This window comes from Flavobacterium sp. RSSB_23 (assembly GCF_051547145.1).
Lineage (GTDB): Bacteria > Bacteroidota > Bacteroidia > Flavobacteriales > Flavobacteriaceae > Flavobacterium.
In genome coordinates this window covers 394,045-414,552 of record NZ_JBPTTO010000002.1, presented here as the reverse complement: position 1 = coordinate 414,552, position 20,508 = coordinate 394,045, and the positions used below count along the sequence as shown (strand labels likewise).

General features: G+C 36.6%; 16 protein-coding genes. 12 read left to right on the top strand and 4 right to left on the bottom strand.

Annotation, left to right across the window (positions count from 1 at the left end; translation table 11 throughout):
* Window positions 1-67 precede the first annotated feature (67 nt).
* The 12 genes from ACSVH9_RS05235 to ACSVH9_RS05180 all read left to right on the top strand — a co-directional run bounded on the left by ACSVH9_RS05235 (window position 68) and on the right by ACSVH9_RS05180 (window position 12,161).
* The gene (locus ACSVH9_RS05235) at window positions 68-598 is read left to right on the top strand and encodes a complex I 24 kDa subunit family protein (RefSeq protein WP_438062788.1); all 531 of its coding nucleotides are present in this window, start codon (window positions 68-70) and stop codon (window positions 596-598) included.
* A 1-nt stretch (window position 599) separates the two neighbouring features.
* On the top strand, window positions 600-1,967 hold the full coding sequence (gene nuoF, locus ACSVH9_RS05230; RefSeq protein WP_438062787.1) for an NADH-quinone oxidoreductase subunit NuoF: 1,368 nt from the start codon (window positions 600-602) through the stop codon (window positions 1,965-1,967).
* Between the two features lie 52 nt (window positions 1,968-2,019).
* A complete protein-coding gene (locus ACSVH9_RS05225) occupies window positions 2,020-3,072 on the top strand; it encodes a 2Fe-2S iron-sulfur cluster-binding protein (protein WP_298298603.1) in 1,053 nt (350 codons plus the stop codon).
* On the top strand, window positions 3,065-4,117 hold the full coding sequence (gene nuoH, locus ACSVH9_RS05220) for a complex I subunit 1/NuoH family protein (protein WP_438062786.1): 1,053 nt from the start codon (window positions 3,065-3,067) through the stop codon (window positions 4,115-4,117). The genes ACSVH9_RS05225 and nuoH overlap by 8 nt, the downstream gene beginning before the upstream one ends.
* A 110-nt stretch (window positions 4,118-4,227) precedes the next feature.
* The gene (locus ACSVH9_RS05215) at window positions 4,228-4,773 is read left to right on the top strand and encodes a NuoI/complex I 23 kDa subunit family protein (RefSeq protein ID WP_298298607.1); all 546 of its coding nucleotides are present in this window, start codon (window positions 4,228-4,230) and stop codon (window positions 4,771-4,773) included.
* Complete coding sequence (locus tag ACSVH9_RS05210; protein WP_159688408.1) at window positions 4,773-5,285, top strand: NADH-quinone oxidoreductase subunit J family protein; 513 nt, start codon at window positions 4,773-4,775, stop codon at window positions 5,283-5,285. Before ACSVH9_RS05215 ends, ACSVH9_RS05210 begins: the two co-directional genes overlap by 1 nt.
* A gap of 1 nt (window position 5,286) precedes the next feature.
* Window positions 5,287-5,607 (top strand): NADH-quinone oxidoreductase subunit NuoK, encoded by a 321-nt coding sequence (gene nuoK, locus ACSVH9_RS05205; protein WP_064715342.1) that lies wholly within the window; start codon window positions 5,287-5,289, stop codon window positions 5,605-5,607.
* Window positions 5,608-5,613: 6 nt separating this feature from the next.
* Window positions 5,614-7,497 carry an NADH-quinone oxidoreductase subunit L gene (nuoL, locus tag ACSVH9_RS05200; RefSeq protein ID WP_438062785.1) on the top strand — a complete coding sequence of 628 codons (1,884 nt, stop codon included), beginning with the start codon at window positions 5,614-5,616 and terminating at the stop codon, window positions 7,495-7,497.
* Window positions 7,498-7,509: 12 nt separating this feature from the next.
* Window positions 7,510-8,952 (top strand): complex I subunit 4 family protein, encoded by a 1,443-nt coding sequence (locus ACSVH9_RS05195; protein WP_438062784.1) that lies wholly within the window; start codon window positions 7,510-7,512, stop codon window positions 8,950-8,952.
* A 12-nt stretch (window positions 8,953-8,964) separates the two neighbouring features.
* Window positions 8,965-10,332, top strand: a complete 1,368-nt coding sequence (locus ACSVH9_RS05190; protein ID WP_438062783.1) for an NADH-quinone oxidoreductase subunit N — start codon at window positions 8,965-8,967, stop codon at window positions 10,330-10,332.
* Window positions 10,333-10,460: 128 nt separating this feature from the next.
* Window positions 10,461-11,168: a DsbA family oxidoreductase gene (locus ACSVH9_RS05185; protein WP_438062782.1), complete on the top strand. Its 708-nt coding sequence runs from the start codon at window positions 10,461-10,463 to the stop codon at window positions 11,166-11,168.
* A gap of 6 nt (window positions 11,169-11,174) precedes the next feature.
* On the top strand, window positions 11,175-12,161 hold the full coding sequence (locus tag ACSVH9_RS05180) for a Gfo/Idh/MocA family protein (protein WP_438062781.1): 987 nt from the start codon (window positions 11,175-11,177) through the stop codon (window positions 12,159-12,161).
* A 24-nt stretch (window positions 12,162-12,185) separates the two neighbouring features.
* On the opposite strand, the gene ACSVH9_RS05175 is transcribed toward ACSVH9_RS05180, so the two are convergent.
* The 4 genes from ACSVH9_RS05175 to ACSVH9_RS05160 form a co-directional block, all read right to left on the bottom strand.
* Window positions 12,186-14,579, bottom strand: a complete 2,394-nt coding sequence (locus ACSVH9_RS05175; RefSeq protein WP_438062780.1) for a glycoside hydrolase family 95 protein — start codon at window positions 14,577-14,579, stop codon at window positions 12,186-12,188.
* A 68-nt stretch (window positions 14,580-14,647) separates the two neighbouring features.
* Window positions 14,648-16,594, bottom strand: a complete 1,947-nt coding sequence (locus ACSVH9_RS05170; protein WP_438062779.1) for a sialate O-acetylesterase — start codon at window positions 16,592-16,594, stop codon at window positions 14,648-14,650.
* Window positions 16,595-16,674: 80 nt separating this feature from the next.
* Window positions 16,675-18,171, bottom strand: coding sequence for a cellulase family glycosylhydrolase (locus ACSVH9_RS05165; RefSeq protein WP_438062778.1), 1,497 nt, complete (start codon window positions 18,169-18,171; stop codon window positions 16,675-16,677).
* A 79-nt stretch (window positions 18,172-18,250) separates the two neighbouring features.
* Entirely contained in the window at window positions 18,251-20,479 is a 2,229-nt protein-coding gene (locus ACSVH9_RS05160) for a glycoside hydrolase family 3 C-terminal domain-containing protein (RefSeq protein WP_438062777.1), read from the bottom strand.
* Between the last annotated feature and the right edge of the window lie 29 nt (window positions 20,480-20,508).

The following is a 20,508-nucleotide window of genomic DNA, read 5'->3' as shown; positions in this document are numbered from 1 at the left end:
GTGCTTTTTTAGATTTAATATTTAAAAAACTTTGTGACTTTGAGCCTTTGCGGCAAACAATATAAAAATGGAAAGAAAACATTACAATCAAGAAATAAACATGACTGAAGCATTGATGGAACGCATCAATGAACTAATCAGTCATTATCCTGAAGACAAAAGAAAATCAGCACTATTGCCTGTTTTGCATGAAGTTCAAGATGCTCATGACAACTGGTTAAGCATTGAACTACAAAATAAAGTAGCTGAAATTCTTCACATCAAACCCATTGAAGTCTATGAAGTGGTTACTTTTTACACCATGTTCAATCAAAGACCTGTTGGAAAATACATGTTTGAATTTTGCCAAACTTCGCCTTGTTGCTTGAATGGTGTAGAAAATTTAATGGACTACACTTGTGATAAACTAGGTGTTAAAATTGGAGAACCAACTGCTGATGGATTGTTTGAAGTAAGAGGTGTAGAATGTTTGGGAGCTTGTGGTTATGCGCCAATGATGCAACTAGGTGACTTCTACAAAGAACATTTGACTGAAGAAAAAATCGATCAAATCATTACTGATTGCCGAGATAATAAAATAATATTACACGATAAATAAGATGTCACAAAAAATATTATTAGACAAAATCAATATTCCAGGAATAAAAACCTACGAAGTCTATCGTGCGAATGGAGGCTACGCTTCTGTTGAGAAAGCTTTAAAAACATTAACACCTGACGAAGTAGTTGAAGAAGTAAAAACTTCTGGACTTAGAGGCCGTGGTGGAGCGGGATTCCCAGCAGGTATGAAGTGGAGTTTTATCGATAAAAAATCAGGTAAACCACGTCATTTAGTTTGTAATGCTGACGAATCTGAGCCAGGAACCTTCAAAGATCGTTTCTTAATGGAATATATTCCTCACTTGTTAATTGAAGGGATGATTACTGCTAGTTATGCACTAGGCGCTAATCGTTCTTACATCTACATTCGTGGAGAATACATGTGGGTTTACAAAATTTTAGAAAGAGCCATTGCTGAAGCAAAAGCAGCAGGATGGTTAGGAAAAAACATATTAGGAACAGGCTACGATTTAGAGCTACACGTTCACTGTGGTGGTGGAGCTTATATTTGTGGAGAAGAAACTGCTCTTATTGAATCTTTAGAAGGAAAACGTGGTAATCCACGTATCAAACCACCTTTCCCTGCGGTTTCTGGTCTTTGGGCTAATCCAACCGTAGTTAACAATGTGGAAACTATTGCTGCAGTGCCTTGGATTGTAAACAATTCTGGAGCTGATTATGCTAAAATAGGTGTAGGAAGATCTACAGGAACAAAACTAATCTCAGCTTCTGGACATATCAAAAATCCAGGAGTTTATGAAATAGAACTAGGATTAAGCGTATACGAATTCATGAATTCTGATGAATATTTAGGAGGAATGAGCTCTGACCGTCCTTTGAAAGCATTTGTACCAGGAGGAAGCTCTGTGCCAATTTTGCCAGCTAACTTAATCTATAAAACCGCTGCAGGTGAAGACCGATTGATGACGTATGAGTCATTGAGCGATGGTGGTTTTGCTACGGGTTCTATGTTAGGTTCTGGTGGATTCATCGTATATAATGACACTAGTTGTATTGTTAGAAATACTTGGAATTTTTCTCGTTTCTACCACCATGAAAGTTGTGGACAATGTACACCTTGCCGTGAAGGTACGGGTTGGTTAGAAAAAGTATTGCACCGTATCGAAAACGGACACGGACGCGAAGAAGATATTGATTTATTGTTGAGTATTCAGAGCAAAATCGAAGGAAACACCATTTGTCCATTAGGTGATGCGGCTTCTTGGCCAGTAGCTGCTGCTATTCGCCATTTTAGAGACGAATTTGAATACCATATTCGTTTCCCAGAAAAAATAAAAAACAGAGATCATTTTGTTGCAGAACCTTTTGAACAGGTTAAGCACTTAGTTGGTAAAGTAACCTTATAGTTAAAAGTTAAAAAATCAAAAAAGTATTTTTTTGACATTAAGACCAAAAAAAATGAAAGTAACAATAGACGGTCAGTCCATAGAAGTAGAACCAGGAACAACCATCCTTCAAGCCGCTCGTATGATTGGTGGAGATGTAGTTCCGCCAGCGATGTGTTATTATTCTAAACTAAAAGGGAGCGGTGGTAAATGCCGTTGTTGTTTAGTTGAAGTATCCAAAGGAAGTGAAGCTGACCCAAGACCAATGCCAAAATTAATGGCCTCTTGTGTAACAGGCTGTATGGACGGAATGGAAGTAAACAGCAAATCTTCTGAAAGAGTTACCGAAGCTAGAAAAGCGGTAACGGAGTTTTTACTCATCAACCACCCATTGGATTGTCCAATATGTGACCAAGCAGGAGAATGTGATTTACAGAACTTAAGCTTTGAACACGGGAAATCACAAACTCGTTATATTGAAGAAAAAAGAACATTTGAACCTGAAAATATTGGTCCAAATATTCAACTACATATGAATCGTTGCATTTTGTGCCAAAGATGTGTACAAGTTGCCGACCAACTAACAGACAATCGCGTACACGGTGTATTAGACAGAGGTGACCATGCTAATATCTCAACTTGTATTTCTAAAGCGATTGACAATGAATTCTCAGGAAACATGATTGATGTATGTCCTGTTGGAGCATTGACTGACAAAACCTTCCGTTTCAAATCGAGAGTTTGGTTTAACAAACCTTTTAATGCACACCGCGAATGTACAACTCCAGGATGTTGTGGTAAAACTACCGTTTGGATGTTTGGTGGGGAAATTCAACGTGTGACTGGAAGAAAAGACGAGTACCACGAAGTAGAAGACTTTATTTGCAACACTTGTCGTTTTGATAAGAAAGATGTAAATGATTGGGTAATTGAAGGACCAAGAGTTTTTGAAAAAGACTCTGTAATCAACCAAAACAATTACACTAAAACCGAAAAAGTAATCATCAATACAGAAGAAAACATCTTATTAGGTAGAGCTCAAGACCGTAAAAAAATCAGTATGGCTGAGATTGATTACAATGAAAAAATTGATGGCAACTTAATAGATTCGAACAAAAATGGATAGTACTTTTATAATAGAAAAAAGTGTTGTAATCGTAGTTGTATTTGCAATTACTATGCTTGTGGCTATGTATTCTACATGGGCAGAACGTAAAGTTGCAGCATTTTTACAAGACCGTGTTGGACCCAACAGAGCTGGATGGGGTGGTTTATTTCAACCTTTGGCTGATGGTTTGAAACTTTTTGCTAAAGAAGAATTTGAACCTAACACGCCAAACCGCTTTTTGTTTTTTGTAGGTCCTGGTATTGCCATGGGAACTGCCTTAATGACAAGTGCTGTTATTCCTTGGGGCGACCGTTTGCATCTTTTTGGAAAAGACATTTTACTACAAGCAACAGATATCAATATTGGCCTTTTATACTTTTTTGGAGTAGTTTCAATTGGAGTATACGGAATCATGATTGGTGGATGGGCTTCTAATAATAAATTCTCATTGATGGGAGCTGTTCGTGCAGCCTCACAAATGGTTTCTTATGAAGTTGCTATGGGATTATCCATGATTGCTTTATTGATGATGACAGGAACTTTGAGCCTTAGAGAAATCTCTGAGCAACAAGCAGGAATGAACTGGAATGTGTTTTACCAACCATTATCGTTCTTAATCTTTTTGATTTGTGCTTTTGCAGAAAGTAATCGTACGCCATTTGACTTACCAGAATGTGAGAGCGAATTGATTGGTGGTTACCACACGGAATATTCTTCTATGAAAATGGGATTCTACTTATTTGCTGAATATGCTAATATGTTTATCTCATCGACTATTTTGTCTATTTTGTTCTTTGGTGGCTACAATTATCCAGGAATGGCGTATGCTGTTGAAAACTGGGGAGTGAATATTGGTAATATTATCGGAATAGTTGTTTTATTTGCAAAAATATTCGGATTCATCTTTTTCTACATGTGGGTAAGATGGACGATACCAAGATTTAGATACGACCAATTGATGCATCTAGGTTGGAGAATTTTGATTCCACTTTCGATTATCAATATTATCATTACTGGAATTGTTATTTTGAGAGCAGATATTGCTGCTTATTTAGGATTCTAATTTAATTACGAAGAGCCCTAGCCCTGATAGTAGCGGCATCCTTTTGTTTTTTTCTTTAAAAAACAAAAGATATAGCGGATAGCAGGATTAGCTTTAAATAAAAAGAAAAAATGTCAATAGAAACTATATCATTATCGGGTAGAAAAAAGATGGTTTCCAATAAGGAGATGACCTTTTTGGAGCGTATGTATCTTGTGGCGATTGTAAAAGGTTTAATTATTACAATCCAACACTTCTTTAAAAAGAAAGCCACGATTCATTACCCAGAACAAGTGCGTACTATGAGTCCAGTTTACAGAGGACAGCACATGTTGAAAAGAGATGAACAAGGTAGAGAAAACTGTACTGCTTGTGGATTATGTGCTTTGTCATGTCCTGCTGAAGCCATCACGATGAAAGCTGCAGAACGCAAACCTGATGAAAAACACTTGTATCGCGAAGAAAAATATGCCGAAATCTACGAAATCAATATGTTGCGTTGTATTTTCTGTGGTTTGTGCGAAGAGGCTTGTCCTAAAGATGCTATTTATTTAACCCTTTCAAAAGAATTAGTTCCTGCTAATTACGACAGAGAAGACTTTATTTTTGGAAAAGATAAATTGGTAATGCCTTTAGAAATGGCGATTAAAAATACTCAACTTCAAAACGCTAACTAATGTCTACAGTACTCATCGTTTTTTGCCTGTTAGGCTTTATTACATTGGCCAGTGCCTTTCTAACGGTTTTTAGCCGAAATCCAATACACAGTGCTATTTACTTAGTGATTTGTTTCTTCTCGATTGCGGGTCATTATTTATTATTGAATGCTCAATTTTTAGCCATAGTTCATATCATTGTTTACTCTGGTGCGATTATGATTTTGTTCTTATTTACCATCATGTTAATGAATTTGAATAAGGAAGATGAAGTACATAAACCAAGAATTACGCGCTTAGGTGCCATTGTTTCGTTTTGTTTAGTATGCTTGGTATTGATTGCCATTTTTACCAATTCAAAACCAATCGTTGGAGAATATGTAGCTACTGGTGAAGATTACCAATCCATCAATGTTTTGGGTAAAATTCTATTAAACGAATATATGGTTCCGTTTGAATTCGCCTCTATTTTGTTATTGACAGCTATGATAGGAACGGTTCTATTGTCTAAAAAAGAAAAATTAGAAAAGTAAGATGAATAATATTTTAAACCAGATTGGTATCGAAAACTACATCTTTTTAAGTGTCATACTTTTTTGTATCGGCATATTTGGAGTTTTATACAGACGAAATGCCATCATTGTTTTCATGTCGATTGAGATTATGTTGAATGCCGTGAATTTACTTTTTGTAGCTTTCTCAACGTACCACCAAGATGCGCAAGGACAAGTTTTTGTGTTTTTCTCAATGGCGGTAGCGGCAGCAGAAGTAGCTGTTGGACTTGCGATTTTAGTTTCTATTTTTAGAAATCTAGGGTCGATTAGTATCGATAATTTAAAAAACTTAAAAGGATAAATGGAAATGAATACCAACATAGCATTAGTCTTAGTTCTAGCTCCTTTAGTAGGCTTTTTAATCAATGTGTTTTTTGGAAAAAATTTAGGAAAAACAGTTTCGGGAGCTCTTGGAACTTTGACCGTTTTAGTATCGTTTATCGCTACTTGCTTTTTCTTCAGTACAGTCTCTTCATCAAAAGAAGCGATACAAATTTCATTATTTGATTGGATTCAGATAGGAACATTTAAAATCGATTTAGGTTTTTTAATTGACCAACTTTCAGTATTGTGGTTGCTTTTTGTAACGGGTATTGGTTCATTGATACACTTATATTCTATTAGTTATATGCACGATGATGAAAATATGCACAAGTTTTTTGCGTATTTGAATCTGTTTGTGTTTTTCATGATTACTCTTGTTATTGGAAGTAACTTATTGGTTTTATTCATTGGATGGGAAGGCGTTGGACTTTGCTCTTACTTACTTATTGGTTTTTGGTATAAAAACCAAGACTACAATGATGCAGCCAAAAAAGCTTTCATTATGAATAGAATTGGTGACTTAGGGTTGTTAATTGGAATCTTTATTTTAGGAAGACAATTCAATACTTTAGATTACTCTTCTTTGAAAACTATTATTTCTGGTGCTTCAGAAATCAACTTATATGCTGTTGCAGTAGCTGCTTTTGCTCTATTTATTGGAGCTTGTGGTAAATCGGCACAAATTCCATTGTACACTTGGTTGCCTGACGCGATGGCTGGACCAACGCCAGTTTCGGCTTTGATTCACGCTGCAACGATGGTAACTGCTGGTATCTTTATGATTACTCGTTTGAATTTCATCTTTGATTTAGCTCCAGATGTTCAAAACATCATTGCAATCGTAGGTGCTATAACTTCTCTTGTAGCAGCGACTATTGGATTAGCACAAAATGATATCAAAAAAGTATTGGCATATTCTACAGTTTCTCAATTGGGATTAATGTTCTTGGCTTTGGGATTAGGCGCTTATGAAGTTGCCGTTTTCCATGTTATCACTCACGCCTTTTTCAAAGCTTGTTTGTTCTTAGGTTCTGGTTCTGTAATTCACGCTTTGCATGGCGAACAAGACATGCGCAATATGGGTGGTTTACGTAAAGTTATGCCAGTAACTTTCATCACGATGTTGGTATCTTCTCTAGCAATTTCAGGTGTTCCTTTGTTTTCAGGTTTTTTCTCTAAAGATGAGATTTTGTTAACTGCTTTTCACCACAACATTCCTTTATGGGTAATTGGTTCTGTGGCGTCTATTATGACTGCTTTTTATATGTTCCGATTGCTTTTCTTAACTTTCTTCAAGGAGTTTAGAGGAACCGAAGAACAAAAACATCACTTACACGAAAGTCCAGCCTTGATTACTGTTCCGTTGATTATATTAGCTATTCTAGCGACTTTTGGTGGATTGATAAGCTTACCTGGAAATAGCTGGTTGAACCATTATTTAATTCCAATACTACCTAAATTAGCAACCGCTGAACATCATTTGGGTACAACAGAATATACTTTAATGGCTATTGCAGTAATTGGAGGAATTGTAGGTATTGCAATTGCTTACTTCAAATACATCAAAAATGATACAGTTCCGCCAGCAGATGCTGAAATCACTGGGTTTACAAAAGTCGTATACAACAAATATTATGTAGATGAGTTGTATGATACGCTTTTTGTAAAAACAACCAACGCTTTGTCTCGCTTCTTTAGAGATTATGTTGAAACAGGTATTTCTAGCTTTGTTTTTGGTCTTGGAAAAGTAACTAACGAATTAGGATTTTATGGAAGAAAAGTACAAAATGGAAGTGTAGGTTTATACCTTTTTGCTTTTGTTTTAGGGCTTTGCGCGATTATTTCCTTTTTATTTTTAGCACAATAATACACACATACTATGAACGTATCTCTTATATTACTATTACTTTTAATTGGCGCTTTAGTCACTTATTTGGCTGGTGACAAACTCGCTTCAAAGGTAGCCTTGTTGTTTGGACTAGGTACATTTGGAGCCTCTATTGTGCTTTTGAATCAGTATAATGCCGGTGAAAACATTAGTTTAATAGCGAACTGGATTAATCAACCTAAAGTGGTTTTTGCACTAAAAGCAGATGGATTATCATTAGCTATGCTATTATTAACTACTGCATTAACTCCTATAATTATTTATTCTTCTTTTGGAAATGACCTAAAAAATGCCAAATCATTTTATGCCTTAGTTTTGTTTATGGCTTTTGCAATGGTGGGTACGTTTTTAGCCTCAGACGGTCTTTTGTACTACATTTTCTGGGAATTAGCTTTATTACCTATTTACTTTATAGCTTTAGTTTGGGGTAATGGTGATGCAGAGGAACGCAAAAAAGCAGTAGTTAAATTCTTTATATACACACTTGCAGGTTCTTTGTTTATGCTGGTTGCCTTTGTTTATATGTACCAACAAGCGGGAAGCTTTTTACTAGAAGATTTATATAAATTAAACTTAACTGCTTCTGAACAAAAATGGATTTTCCTAGCTTTCTTCGGAGCTTATGCTATCAAAATACCTTTAATTCCTTTTCATACTTGGCAAGCCAATGTGTACCAAAAAGCACCAACTGTTGGTACCATGTTACTTTCAGGTATTATGCTAAAAATGGGATTGTACAGCGTACTCCGTTGGCAATTACCATTATCTAGAATTGCAGCTAAAGAATATATGCCAATTTTTATCGCTATAGGTATTGCTGGTGTTGTTTATGGCTCAATTGTAGCGCTAAGACAAAAGGATTTAAAAAAATTATTGGCTTACTCTTCCTTAGCTCACGTTGGGTTAATCGCTGCTGGTGCTTACACTTTAACTATCGATGGATTTAGAGGTGCTGTCTTACAAATGATTGCTCACGGATTTGTAGTGGTAGGTCTTTTCTTTGCTGCTGAAATCATTTACAGAAGATATGAAACAAGAGCCATTTCAGAAATGGGTGGTATTCGTGCATTAGCACCAAAATTTACCTCTTTGTTTTTAATTTTAGTTTTGGCCTCTGTTGCTTTACCAACTACTTTCAACTTTGTTGGGGAATTTACAGTTTTGTATAGCTTATCTCAAATCAACATTTGGTTTGCAATATTAGGTGGTACAACCATAATTTTTGGAGCTTATTATATGCTTAAAATGTTCCAATATGTTATGCTTGGTGAGACAAACACAAAAACATTTTATCCACTTTCATTAAGCGAAACCATAACGTTACTAAGCATTGTTGCTGTACTGCTCTTTTTTGGATTGTATCCAAAACCAATTACAGACTTAATCACACCAAGTCTAGAAGAAATTTTAAATCAAATCAATCGAATTAACTAGTCAAATAAAAAAATGAATACATTAATAGCTATAATAGGATTAGGTGTTTTATGCCTTTTATTTGAAATTCTTGATTTCAGAAAAGCAATTATTCCTGTAACCATCATTGGATTATTAGGTGTACTTGGCTTAACCGTTGCCGATTACAATGCACCTGCTTCTTATTACAACAACATGATTTCGGTCAATAATTTCTCTGTTACTTTTTCGAGTTTATTCATTGTACTTACCATATTTTTAGTCGCATTAAGCCATAATTTTTACGAAAATCATCAGACGAAATTATCTGATTTTATTGCCATAAAAATATTCTTATTATCTGGAGCTGTTGCAATGGTTTCTTTTGGAAACTTAGCAATGTTCTTTTTAGGAATTGAAGTTTTATCTATTTCATTATACATCCTTGCAGCGAGTAACCGTATGAATGTGAAAAGTAATGAAGCTGGTATGAAATACTTTTTAATGGGTTCTTTTGCTTCGGGTATCATTCTTTTTGGTATTTGTCTTGTTTACGGAGCTATGGGAAGTTTTGATATTTCCGAAATCAGTCAAATGTCTCAATCAGCAGAGTTACCAATTTGGTTCCCTATAGGTATTGTTTTATTAACCATTGGTATGTTATTTAAAATCGCAGCTGTACCTTTCCATTTTTGGGCACCAGATGTTTATGAAGGTTCTCCATCTATGACAACTGCTACTATGAGCACCTTAGCTAAGGTTGTAGCAATGGCTACTTTATTTAAATTGCTAACGGCTTTGAATGCCGATTTAAATTATAACTTCCAATTGGTGATTGTTATCATTTCTATTGCTTCAATGACAGTAGGTAACATAATGGCATTAAAACAAAGCAATGTAAAACGTATGTTGGCCTTTTCAGGTATATCACACGCTGGTTTTATGATTATGACTTTGTTAAGCGTAGGAACTTCTGCTGGAAGTTTATTGTACTATACTACTGCTTATTCTTTGGCAGGTATTGGTGCTTTTAGCGTGCTACTTTACGTATGCAAAAACCAAAACAACGAAGACATTACCAATTTCCAAGGTTTAGGTAAAACCAATCCGCTATTGGCAGCTGTTTTAACGGGTTCATTATTGTCTATGGCAGGAATTCCTATCTTTTCTGGTTTTTTCGCTAAATTGGCTTTATTCAATCAAACAATTGATGCTGGTTACTTAGTTGTCGTAATTGTTGCCGTAATCAACTCTATCATAAGTGTGGGGTATTACTTCAAATTAATTTTAGCGATGTACAGCAAAGAACCAAACGAAACAAGAACTGGAAAACCATTCTTGATTTATGCTGTGGCCATTGTTTCATTGTTATTAAACATAGCGCTAGGACTTTTCCCTTCTCTAGTGATGGATTTGATTTAAAACCAAATTCAATATAAATTACAACCGTCTCTAATGTACTTTTGAGACGGTTTTTTTTTATAATATATAGTTTAAAAACAAAGCTTTGCTTTGAAATCAGTTATTTTTGTATCACTAAATAAAATAAGATGTCATCAATAATAAACATACAAATTTGGTCTGATATTATGTGTCCGTTTTGCTACATCGGAAAACGAAGACTAGAATCAGCCATTGCACAATTCGAATTTAAAAATGCCGTAACTGTAGAGTGGAAAAGTTTTCAATTAGACGCTAACTTCGTTGCCACGAAAGAAGATAGTTTGGTTGAACATTTAGCAGAAAAGTACAGAAAAGATACCGATTGGGCACAACAAATGCTCGATGATATGACACAGAATGCTAAAAACGCTGGTCTGGATTTTCACTTTGAAAAAGCTAAAATGGCAAATTCCTATAATGCGCATCGTTTGTTGCATTTGGCCAAAGAAAAAGAAGTCGCTGATTCGTTAAAAGAGTTGTTATTCAAAGCCTATCTTACCGACGGATTGGACATCAACAACATTGCCGTGCTAACTGCTTTAGGGAAAGAAGTTGGATTGGAAGAGCAAAGCGTAAACTCAGTGCTCTCCTCTGATAGGTTTGGTGATGCCGTTAGAAAAGACCAACAAGAAGCACAAGCCATAGGCGTGCAAGGAGTTCCATTTTTTGTTCTGAATAATAAATATGCCGTTTCAGGAGCGCAATATCCAGAAACTTTTTTGAATGCCTTGAAACAAATTTGGGAAGAAGTAGAAAACACTAGCATCAACACGGAAGCAGATAATTCTTGTTGTGGCATAGACGGATGCAATTAAAAGACAATGGATATAAAAAATAAAACAATCCGCTGGGGAATTATTGGTTGCGGTAATGTAACCGAAATTAAAAGTGGCCCCGCCTATCAAAAAACAGAAGGTTTTACCATCGGAGCTGTGATGCGACGTGATGAAGAAAAAGCGGCTGATTATGCCAAAAGACACGGCATAGCCAAATACTACACCGATGCTGATGCCATAATCAACGACCCTGAAATAGACGCGGTTTATATTGCAACGCCTCCAGATGTTCATAAATTCTATGGCCTAAAAGTAGCCGAAGCCGGAAAACCCTGTTGCATAGAAAAACCATTAGCTCCTAACTATAAAGATTGTGTTGCCATCACTGAAGCATTTGCTGCTAAAAACATTCCTCTATTTGTTGCCTATTACAGACGTACTTTGCCAAGATTTGAGCAAATAAAAGAATGGATTAACAGTGATAAAATTGGCACCATTAGACACCTTCATTGGCATTTGAGCAAACCCACCTCAGCACAAGACCTTTCTGGAGATTACAATTGGAGAACCGATAGTAAGATAGCTACAGGAGGCTATTTTGATGATTTGGCCAGTCACGGATTGGATTTGTTTGTGCATTATTTTGGAACCATAACTAATGTTTCAGGAATTAGTCTCAACCAACAAGGGTTATACACCGCAAAAGATGCTGCAACAGCTTGCTGGCTCCATCAATCAGGTATAACTGGAAGTGGTAGTTGGAATTTTGGCACTTTAAAACGAGAAGACAAAGTTACTATTTATGGTAGCGAGGGTACTATTACTTTTTCCGTTTTTGAAAACGACCCTATTCTAATCACAACATCAGAAGGCACAACAGCACACGAAGTAGCACACCCCGAAAACATTCAACTGTATCATGTGCAACAAATGAGAGAGCACTTATTAGGTCGTTCACAACATCCCTCAACAGGAGCAACAGCTACTCATACCAACTGGGTTATGGATAAAATTATTGGAAATGAATTATAAAAAAAGCGACACTTGTCGCTTTTTTTACCATAAAATCTCTTGAATTTCACCCTTCTTTAGCTTTATCACTTTGGTTTGATTCCCATAAATAAGAGTAGCCTTCCCCCCCAATTTACTTGAAATAATCAGCTTATCAAGCCTTTTATTGTTCCAATACAATTCGAGTTCGAAGCCTCCTCTGGCACAGATTCCTTTGATAGTTCCAGCATCCCAAGCATCGGGTAAAGCGGGCAGTAGTCTTATTTCATTTTCATTAGATTGTACCAACATTTCTACTATCGCCGCAGTACCACCAAAATTACCATCTATTTGGAACGGTGGATGAGCATCAAATAAATTTGGATAGGTTCCCCCTCCTCTTCTAGGTTTTTCGCTTTTCTTTCCATCTGGGTCTACATATCGAAGTAATTCTCTAAACATCTTGTAAGCACGATTCCCATCCCAGAGTCGCGCCCAAAGATTAATCCTCCATCCTTTAGACCAACCAGTAGTTTCATCTCCTTTTATCTCTAAAGTATTTTTACAGGCTAAAGCCAATTCTGGTGTTTTGGAAGGTGTAATATGATTACCTGGAAACAATCCGAATAAATGTGATTGATGACGATGTTTAGTATCTTTATCCTCCCAATCAAAATACCATTCTTGTAAATTTCCCTTTTGCCCAATTTGATAGGGATGCAATCTCGCTAAATCTCTTTCGAGCCCAGCTCTAAAATCAGCATCAATATTTAGAACTTTTGAAGCTTTTATTGTTTTATCAAAACATTCACGAATCATCGCCAAATCGGCTGTTCCGCCATAAAGCGTTGCTCCCACAAAACCATTTTCAAGCTTGTATTGATTTTCAGGCGAAGTAGCAGGCGAAGTAATTAAATTACCGTTTTTATCTGAGACCAACCACGCTTTACAAAACTGTGCTGCACCTTTCATCAACGGATATCCCTCCTTTTTTAAATACTCTTTGTCTTGTGTAAACACAAAATGTTCCCAAATATGAGTACTTAGCCAAGCGCCCGCCAAAGGCCAACAAGCCCACATTGGGTCTTCTTTTCCGAATTGACCAACTGGATTTGACATCGCCCAAATATCGGAATTATGAGCAGCTGCCCAACCTTCATTGATTCCGTAAAAAGTCTTGGCAGTTACTTTTCCAGTTACCGAAAGATTCTTGATAAAACTCAATAAAGGCAAATGCATTTCAGATAAATTGCAATTTTCGGCCAACCAATAATTTTCTTCAAGATTGATGTTCATCGTATAATTACTGCTCCAAGGTGGATTTAAGTAAGGATTCCATAATCCTTGTAAATTAGCAGGAACACCTAGAGTTCTCGAACTACTAATGAGTAGATATCGGCCATAATTAAAGTAAAGGATTTCTAGATTTTTATCTTCTGCCCCATCAGCATAGCGCAATAAACGTTCGTCTGTTGGTAAATTAACTGCCGTAGTTTTCCCTAAATCAAATTGCACTCGTTGGTAAAATTTTTGATAATCTGTTACGTGTGCTTGCTTTAATTTATCGAAAGAAAGAGCAAAAGCTTGATTCAACTTTTTAGTTGCAATTTTATGCGCATCTAGCCCTTCTGAGGCGGGATTTTTATCAAAACCATTGAAGCTAGTAGCGATAGATACATAAAGTATTGCTTCAGTAGCATTTTTTACCCCCAAAGTTGAATCGGTAGTTGTAACTACCCCATCCGTACTTTTTATTTTTACTAAAGAAGTAAATCGCGTTCCTCTCTCTTTTTGAGTAAAGAATGAGGCAGGGACTGTGTACCCAGCATTTTCATGAATGGGTGCAGTACCATTCATTTCCAAAATTGTATTCTTGCTGGTTGTTTGATGTTGTAATAAACTATTGCTGTTGATATTAAACTCTAAAGCGCCTTTTTGACTGGATTTTATTTTGATAATCAAAACTTGATGTGGCGCAGAAACGAAATACTCTCGAGTATATGTTACTCCCTGACTAACATAACTAACCTTTGAAGTAGCAGTCGCAAGATTCAATTCACGATAGTAGTTAGTTGCCTTCTCTGTATGATGAAAATTAATTTCAAGTGTTCCCAAAGGAGCAAAAGATTCCGAATTTTTGCCTTGTATTTTTTTGTTTAATTCTTCGGCCAAAGAGTAGTTTTCTTGTTCCAATGCTGCACGGATTGCTGGAATATTTTTGTAAGCATCGGGGTTCATATTAGCATTAACAGGTTCGCCTGACCATAATGTGATATCATTCAAATAAATCTTATCTGAAAGGACGCCACCAAAAACCGTAGCCCCCATTTTTCCGTTGCCTAAAACCAAACTTTCTTCAAAAAAATCTGCGGGTTGTTTGTACCAAAGCACATGATTGGATTGAGCAGCAAGGTTTGAGTAAAAAACAAAAACAACCCAAAATATATATATCTTTTTCATCCTTATTTACAAAGTTGGACTCATACTAACAGATTTCAAAAGGAAAGTTTTAAAACCCGTATGCTGCGTTATGGATTTATTTTATATTTTTCATTGACAGTAATCAATTCCCAATTATCGGTTCGGAATGGGGAAGCTGGAAACTTTTCTTTATTGAAAAGATTGATTTCAGTATCATCATCTGCCCAACCGTAACGAACTGCAACAGGATTTAGCACCTCATCGGTAGAAACAATAATTTTATTGTCTTTAATAAAAGCTTTGGCTGGATGATAAACTTTGTCGGCACCCGCAATTTCAAATCCTTTTAGTGGAACGTTGTTTGGTGTTGCAAGTCCACCACCAATAGCATCGAAAGTTAAAACAATCTGATTCCCTTTTATTTGTTGTGCTTTATAAATTGGACCTCCAAAAACTCCTTTTTGACCATACAAATTATTCAAAGCAATAGCTGCCAGACGCAAACCAACGTCTTTTTTATTGGTTGGATGAATGTCTTTCGCATTACCTATATCAGTAGTAACCGCCATTCCTGTATTTTTAATGTGTAAGGTTTCGGATTGAGCTTCGCGCAATTCTGCCCAGCGACTTCCTTTGTTACTGTTTCCACCAAGCTCATCAAAAGTGGACAGTTGTACAAAATAAAACGGAAAATCTCCTTGCCCCCAATGGGTTCGCCAATCCTGAATTAGTAAGGGGAACGCTTTTTTATATTGATGAGCTCTCCAAACATTGGCTTCGCCCTGATACCAAAGTACCCCTTGAAAAGCATACGGAATTAATGGATTAACCATAGCATTGTACAATAACGAAGGGAAAGAATTGGGTGAAATGGCAATTTTTACTTGAACGACATTAAACTTCCAAGTGCCGTCAATTTTAATTTCAGAATCATTGAAGGTTAACTTTAAATCAGAGGCATCACCGTAAATTCCACCACCACCAGTATAGTCGCTAATTCGCACTGCAATAACATTCATGCCTTCTTTTAAAACTCCAGAAGGAATCGTATACTTTCTTGGAACATCCCAAAGTTTATTGGTTCCAACCTGAACCCCATTGACATAGGTAATATCTTCATCGTCTATTTTAGACAAGTGCAATACGGCTCCTTGTTGGGCTTGCTGTGCTGTTAAAATAATGGACTTTCGCATCCAAACGACACCATCAATATTGCCAATTTGCTGATTCTCCCATAAGGAAGGAAGCTTAATTTCGGGCCATTTCGAATCATTGAAATCTGGTGTCTTAAATTGATTTTCATTATTCAAAGACACCTCAAAGCCTTGAACTTTTTGAATATTGTCTAGAAGAGATTTCTTGTAGGTTTCAAAAACAGCGTCCATATTAACTTGGGGTATATGGGCAACACTATTTTTAAACTCGTTGTTGTTGGCCAACGCTTCTCGACTGGTCCAAGTTTCAACACAAGTTCCACCCCAAGACGTATTGATAATTCCAATGGGAACTTTCAATTCGGCATATATTTTTTGGGCAAAAAAGTACCCAACTGCGGTAAAATCTTTTAAGCTTTCAGCATTAGCATTTCTCCACTTTCCTTCTTTAAGCTGTTCTTTGGGAGTTCCACTCAAATCTTGAGCCACTAGAAACTGACGAATCATTGGGTTATTGGCTTGAACTTTTTGAGTTTCAAAATCCGGCAATTTATACATTTGAAATTCCATATTGGATTGTCCGCTACAAATCCAAACTTCGCCTACCAGAACATCCTTGAGAACTATTTGGTTTTTACCCTTTATAGAAAGTACAAAAGGCCCACCCGCTTTCTCAGAATTTAATTTTACCATCCACTTCCCGTTAGCGTCGGCAACAACCGTTTGGGTTTGTTTATTAAAATGGACAACAATTTTTTCATTGGCGTCTGCCCAACCCCAAACTGGAATTGGTTTGTTACGTTGCAATACCATTCCATCAGCAAAAATTAGCGGCATACGGACATTGGCATTTACAGCTATACCTGCAATGAAGAAAAGAAAAAAGATATATTTTTTCATTTTTTTGATTTAAAAAACAGCTAAGCTATTGAAGGTCTTTTAAGCAAATCAAAAACGCTCAACAACTTAGCTATTCAAAATTATTTTAATCCGTCTTGCAAAGCTGTTAAAGCCTGCGTATCGTATACTGTATTGTTAGTACGATTGAATATCGTCATAGTGTTAACCCCCATAAAACCAGCATCCCAATAGAATGGAATCATACCATTGGCTCTGGATTGTTTCACTACATATTTAAGGAAATCAGCTCTTGATTTAAGGTGTAAAGTCAATGCATCTCCCGTTAAATCACGTCTGATGGCACCAAATTCACCAAGAATCACAGGAATTCCTTTGTCTACAAATTGTGTTTTCATCGATTTGAAAAGCTTGTCTATATCTGCTTCTTCTCCCCAAGTTGGATTTCGCTCTGTATCGGTAGTAGAATGATTTCCTGCTCCCCAATAGTAAAACATTTTACCCCAAGATTCATCTTTGGTCATCAACGTAAATTGGTAAGGATAAAAATGAACTTCGGCCATCATACGATTCGCTACCTTATCTGTAGGTAAAGTAGTCATCAACTTATTGGTTTTTTCGATATCTGTTGATGGTCCTTGAATGATTAAATTACGATAAGCATTTTTCCCACCTGTAGAACGAACAGCATCAATAAATGTTTGGTGGTAAGAGTTTAGAACCGCCATTTGAGTTGCATTTTCAACGTTTGGTTCATTGGCACTAGCAAAGAGTAAATGCTCATCAAAACCTCTCAATTGTGTGGCAATTTGTTCCCAAAATGCTTTTTGCTTAGCATTATTTTCAACTTTCTTAGTCTCAGTACAGTTGTTTTCTAACCAACCACCATCCCAATGGATGTTAACAATTACATACATATCATTGTCTACACAATACTGCACCACTTCCTTTACTCTAGCCAACCAATCCGCTTTAATCTCTGCCGTCGTGCTATTGGCTAAATACTGATTCCAAGAACAAGGGATTCTAATGGCATTAAAACCATTGGCTTTTACAAAATCAATCAAAGCTTTCGTGACTTTAGGATTGCCCCATGCTGTTTCGCCACCGGTCGCTTCCAAAGTGTTTCCGATGTTCCAGCCCAGCTTCATTTTACTAGCTAATTCTGTTGCATTACTACTCATTCCCGTTGCATCTGCCGCAATTGGATTGGTATTATAACTAGGATACAAACTCGAACTTGCCGCTTGGGTTACAGTAACCTTAACATTTTTTTGCGCATTACCATCCATTACAAAAGTAAGAATGGCTTGGCGTGCTGATGTTGTCGTATTGGAGGTAACATTGATTGTAACTTCTTGACTTTGCAAAGAAGAGCTTGTAACCGATAGCGTACACCAAGCTTGGTCAGAAACAGCAGCCCAATCTTTACCAGTCATAGTAATGGTAATGGCTGCACTTCTACTAGACTCCGCAATTGAAACACTAGTTGCACTAGAAGTTATTGTTGTCTCAGCAGGCGTTGGATTAGTAGGTGTAGGCTCTGCATCGTCTTTACTACAAGAAATTCCTACGAATACACATAAAGTAAGTAAGAGTTTTATAAAATTATTTTTCATATGTTATATAGTTTTAATTAGTGGTTATGTGTTATCTCCTTATAATCTCTATTGTTCTTGACGATTTTATAAGTGATTTTTAGTTAATAGTAATTATTGCTTGGTTTGAATTATTTCTTGAAGAATTCCCAACAAGTAACGTATATTTTCCAGGTTCAACGGTCCATTTTTTGGTAGTCACATTGTAGTATGCCAATTCTTTTACAGGAATTTTTACTGTAACCAGTTGCTCACCCCCAGCTTTAACCCCTACTTTTTGGAATCCTTTTAGCTCCTGAGCAGCACGACTGATTTTAGAATCAGATTTAGTTGCGTAAACTTGTACGACTTCTTTTCCGTCAACTTTTCCAGTGTTTTTTACCATTACTGAAACTGTAATTGTTTCTGTTGGTTTGTATTCTTTTTTATCGGTTTTAGCTGAATCAAAAGCAAAAGTGGTGTATGATAATCCGTAACCAAATGGATAAAGTGGTGCAATTTTTTTGGTATCAAACCATCGGTATCCTACCAAGATTCCTTCCGCATATTGCACCGTTTTGTCACCAGGAAAACTATTCGTAGCATGTGCAGGAGAATCCATAATATTTTTTGGCATGGTCCAAGGTAATTTTCCAGAAGGGTTAATTTTTCCTAACAATACATCGGCTAAAGCATTACCACCTTCAGAGCCATTGAACCAACTCCATACTAATGCTTTGGTATTTTTGGCTACCTCTTGAATATCAAACGGAGCCCCAGCCACCATAACTACAATCGTTTTTGGATTCACAGCTAAAACTTTTTTAATCAATTCTTCTTGACCAAAAGGCAGTTTCAAACTTCTTCTATCCGAAGCTTCGGTTTCGTAATCGCGATTAGAACCTGCAAAAATGATGGCTATATCAGATTTTTTGGCTGCATCGATGGCTTCTTGTAGTTTAGCAGGGTCTAATTGGTCAATTGTCACTGGACCATTCAGGGTGATGTCTCCTAATTTTCCTTTATTTTTTTCGTCATAACGTTCCAAATAGCCTTCGGCATAATTGATTTGGATAGCTGACGGCAATCGGTTTTTCAAACCTTCTAAAGGTGTAATTTCTCTTTTGGTTTTTACCCCAGCACCAAAACCTCCTAAAGCATTTTTCTTGGTGGCATTGTTTCCGATTACAGCAATCGATTTAACACCATTCAATTGTAAAGGCAAAGCGTTATTTTCGTTCTTTAACAATACTATATTCTCAGAAGCAATTTTGTAAGCGTCTTGATAATGCGCTTCGGTCGCAATACTACCTTTTACACGGTCTTTACCACCCATTGCTTTTACTTGGAATAAAGTGCGTAAAATTCTTTTTACATGGATATCGATTTCTGCTTCTGAAATTTCGCCCGCTTTTACAGCTGCTACTAATTTATCAGCTAAGAAAAATTCATTGAACGGTTTTGGTGTTCCCATCTCAATATCTAAACCGCTTTTTAAAGATTTAACCGTAGTGTGAACTGCCGCCCAATCTGAAACTACAATCCCTTTAAAACCCCATTCATCACGCAAAATTTTGTTAAGCATGTAATCATTTTCACATAGGTATTCGCCTCTGAACTTGTTGTAGGCTCCCATGATGCTGTATGCTTTTCCTTCTTTGACAGCCGCTTCGAAAGCGGGTAAATAGATTTCACGAAGCGTACGCTCATCGATTTGTACGTCTACAAAATCACGATTAGTTTCTTGATTGTTGGCAGCAAAATGTTTAACGCAAGCCATCACATCATTATCTTGTAATCCTACTACCATTGGAACCGTCATCTTTTTATTCAAAAAAGGGTCTTCGGTCATGTATTCATACGTTCTTCCTCCCAAGGGTGTCCTAACAATGTTTATAGCAGGCGAAAGCAGCATGTCTTTGCCTCTAGCTCTCAATTCTTGCCCTACACTATTTCCAAAGGTATAGGCCATTTCTTGATTCCAAGTAGCGGCCAATCCACCTGCTGCAGGATAGTACGTTGCAAAATCATTCGTCAACCCAGCGGGAGCCCAACTATCTCGTGAAATTTCTTCGCGCACACCCAATGGACCATCGGCCATTTTTAGTTCTGGAATACCCAAACGAGGTACGGCTCCTGTTGAAAACATACTATTACCGTGAAGCATGCCTATTTTTTCTTCTAATGTCAATTGCGATAATAATGCATTTATTTCTGCATCATACTCAGTCCCGATTTCCTTTCCTTCATAGATTTTGGCATCGGCTGTAGCAACATTTCCTTCATTTTTACAAGAGACAACAGCCATAAAAGCAATCGCTGCTGATAAGTAAATTAGTTTCTTTTTCATAGGTCTATTTTTTTGTTTTTGGATGGTTA

Bases quoted from the DNA above. Each gene is read 5' to 3' on its own strand.
- ACSVH9_RS05235 (WP_438062788.1), top strand. From the start codon at position 68: ATGGAAAGAAAACATTACAATCAAGAAATAAACATGACTGAAGCATTG.
- nuoF (WP_438062787.1), top strand. From the start codon at position 600: ATGTCACAAAAAATATTATTAGACAAAATCAATATTCCAGGAATAAAA.
- ACSVH9_RS05225 (WP_298298603.1), top strand. From the start codon at position 2,020: ATGAAAGTAACAATAGACGGTCAGTCCATAGAAGTAGAACCAGGAACA.
- nuoH (WP_438062786.1), top strand. From the start codon at position 3,065: ATGGATAGTACTTTTATAATAGAAAAAAGTGTTGTAATCGTAGTTGTA.
- ACSVH9_RS05215 (WP_298298607.1), top strand. From the start codon at position 4,228: ATGTCAATAGAAACTATATCATTATCGGGTAGAAAAAAGATGGTTTCC.
- ACSVH9_RS05210 (WP_159688408.1), top strand. From the start codon at position 4,773: ATGTCTACAGTACTCATCGTTTTTTGCCTGTTAGGCTTTATTACATTG.
- nuoK (WP_064715342.1), top strand. From the start codon at position 5,287: ATGAATAATATTTTAAACCAGATTGGTATCGAAAACTACATCTTTTTA.
- nuoL (WP_438062785.1), top strand. From the start codon at position 5,614: ATGAATACCAACATAGCATTAGTCTTAGTTCTAGCTCCTTTAGTAGGC.
- ACSVH9_RS05195 (WP_438062784.1), top strand. From the start codon at position 7,510: ATGAACGTATCTCTTATATTACTATTACTTTTAATTGGCGCTTTAGTC.
- ACSVH9_RS05190 (WP_438062783.1), top strand. From the start codon at position 8,965: ATGAATACATTAATAGCTATAATAGGATTAGGTGTTTTATGCCTTTTA.
- ACSVH9_RS05185 (WP_438062782.1), top strand. From the start codon at position 10,461: ATGTCATCAATAATAAACATACAAATTTGGTCTGATATTATGTGTCCG.
- ACSVH9_RS05180 (WP_438062781.1), top strand. From the start codon at position 11,175: ATGGATATAAAAAATAAAACAATCCGCTGGGGAATTATTGGTTGCGGT.
- ACSVH9_RS05175 (WP_438062780.1), bottom strand. From the start codon at position 14,579: ATGAAAAAGATATATATATTTTGGGTTGTTTTTGTTTTTTACTCAAAC.
- ACSVH9_RS05170 (WP_438062779.1), bottom strand. From the start codon at position 16,594: ATGAAAAAATATATCTTTTTTCTTTTCTTCATTGCAGGTATAGCTGTA.
- ACSVH9_RS05165 (WP_438062778.1), bottom strand. From the start codon at position 18,171: ATGAAAAATAATTTTATAAAACTCTTACTTACTTTATGTGTATTCGTA.
- ACSVH9_RS05160 (WP_438062777.1), bottom strand. From the start codon at position 20,479: ATGAAAAAGAAACTAATTTACTTATCAGCAGCGATTGCTTTTATGGCT.